The organism is Marinobacter segnicrescens (genome assembly GCF_900111555.1).
Lineage (GTDB): Bacteria > Pseudomonadota > Gammaproteobacteria > Pseudomonadales > Oleiphilaceae > Marinobacter > Marinobacter segnicrescens.
The window spans coordinates 1-1,595 of record NZ_FOHZ01000067.1 but is presented as its reverse complement, the minus strand read 5'-3'; the positions used below and the strand labels follow the sequence as shown (position 1 = coordinate 1,595).

Sequence of the window (1,595 nt, the reverse complement as noted above, 5' to 3'; positions counted from 1 at the left end):
GGCCAATACCTGCGCAGGCAGACCCGACTCATCAACGCGAGCACCTGCACCGCTCGATACGAGCCCACCAATCCACCAATCGTGCTCGATCTGAATCAAACAGGAGATTGCCGATGACCGCTGACGAACTGATTGCCCGATTGAGAGTTTTGCCTCCGGACACACCCGTTCTGGTGGAGGGGTATGAGAACGGATTTGACGAGATCGTAGAGCTGAAGGGGCAAGACGTGGTGCGATATCGTCATGCTCAGCCGTGGGATGGTCAGTATCAACCGCCGGAGCGTTTCGAAGAGCCGGCCACCGGCATCATGCAGGCCGCCGTGATTCTGGGACGTCGTGGACAGCTGCGATAGGAGATGCGCATGTCACAACGGAAGCGATACAACCTGACAGATCTGGTGGCTCAATGTGATTCAGCGGCGCCAATCCCTGACGAGTTGAAAGATTGGGACCAGGCGCCCTCTGTGGGTCTCGAGCAAACGACCATGGACGGCCAGGTTGATATCAGCGACGTGATCCTCCAGTTCCGCGAGAGACTCGCTGATGACTATGATGTGATCCAACTGATTCTGTTCGGCAGTCGGGCTCGGGGAGATCATCACTTCGAGAGCGATGTCGACGTTGCAGTGATTCTGCCGGGTGAGCCAGGGGATTTCGTCGAAACCAAGTTGGACATGGCAGGCCGAGCCTTTGATGTGTTGGTGCAAACGGGCGTCAGGATTCAGCCTTTTCCTATCTGGGAAGCGGAATGGTGGGCACCCACGAAGCACTCCAACCCGGATTTGCTGGCGAACATCAAACGAGAAGGTTTGATTATTCAGTCGCGCATTAAATGACAAGCACCCTCGATGCCTACCAAGCACTCGACACCTTTCGACTGGGTCTGGCCCATCGAGGTTAGTATGTTTTAGTAACACGATTTACTAATCAGCAAATCTTGTTACTAATCATTATTATAATGACCCACTAGGGCCATCGCCGCGCGGCGGAGGTCAAGAAATCGCGCAGAATAATTTGAAACTACGATGGGTGGTCAACGGCATGGATAGCGATCAGAAAGCCAAAGAACTCTTCGAAGACGCTTTAAAAAACCTTTTCGATGGTGATGAACAGCTCATCAGTCGCTGGCTGGAGACACCGGTACCGGCTCTGGCTGGCGAGTCACCACAGACACTGATGGGGACACCCACCGGGTGTGAAGTTCTGGAAAGGTACATTAAGAAGCTGAAGTACGGCGACTACTCGTAATTTTGAGAGCTTGCCATTCTGGCCCCGTGGCACCCACCGGACGCCCTTTTTTAGGGCGCTTAGCTTTGCGTCAAATCCAGCACTGTGCCCTTTGGGCGACAGCCCAAGCTCCCTTGACTATAGCCCATCTCGGCGGGGCAAAAAGGTCGGCTTTCCAATGTTTGCCGCGGTCACATTGGCGCCAAGACCACAAAGCAGGCCTTTTCAGATAGGGGCCTACCCAATTCGCTATTCGGAAACAAAGCACACTGAGGTCGCAAAGCGAACATTCGAAGTGGTGCCCAGAGCGCCATCTTCCAGCCGTAAAAGGCCAGGGATTTCGTTGAGACCGAAACCCAGCTACTGCG

The 1,595-nt window shown here is 54.2% G+C and carries 3 protein-coding genes; all 3 read left to right on the top strand.

Features of this window, described 5'->3' with window-relative positions; genetic code table 11:
* Positions 1-113: 113 nt before the first annotated feature.
* The 3 genes from BM036_RS19605 to BM036_RS19595 all read left to right on the top strand — a co-directional run bounded on the left by BM036_RS19605 (position 114) and on the right by BM036_RS19595 (position 1,248).
* Positions 114-353, top strand: coding sequence for a hypothetical protein (locus BM036_RS19605; protein WP_091855304.1), 240 nt, complete (start codon positions 114-116; stop codon positions 351-353).
* A gap of 9 nt (positions 354-362) precedes the next feature.
* Positions 363-836 (top strand): nucleotidyltransferase family protein, encoded by a 474-nt coding sequence (locus tag BM036_RS19600; protein ID WP_091855303.1) that lies wholly within the window; start codon positions 363-365, stop codon positions 834-836.
* A gap of 205 nt (positions 837-1,041) precedes the next feature.
* A complete protein-coding gene (locus BM036_RS19595) occupies positions 1,042-1,248 on the top strand; it encodes an MbcA/ParS/Xre antitoxin family protein (protein WP_143066680.1) in 207 nt (68 codons plus the stop codon).
* The last annotated feature ends 347 nt before the right edge of the window (positions 1,249-1,595 follow it).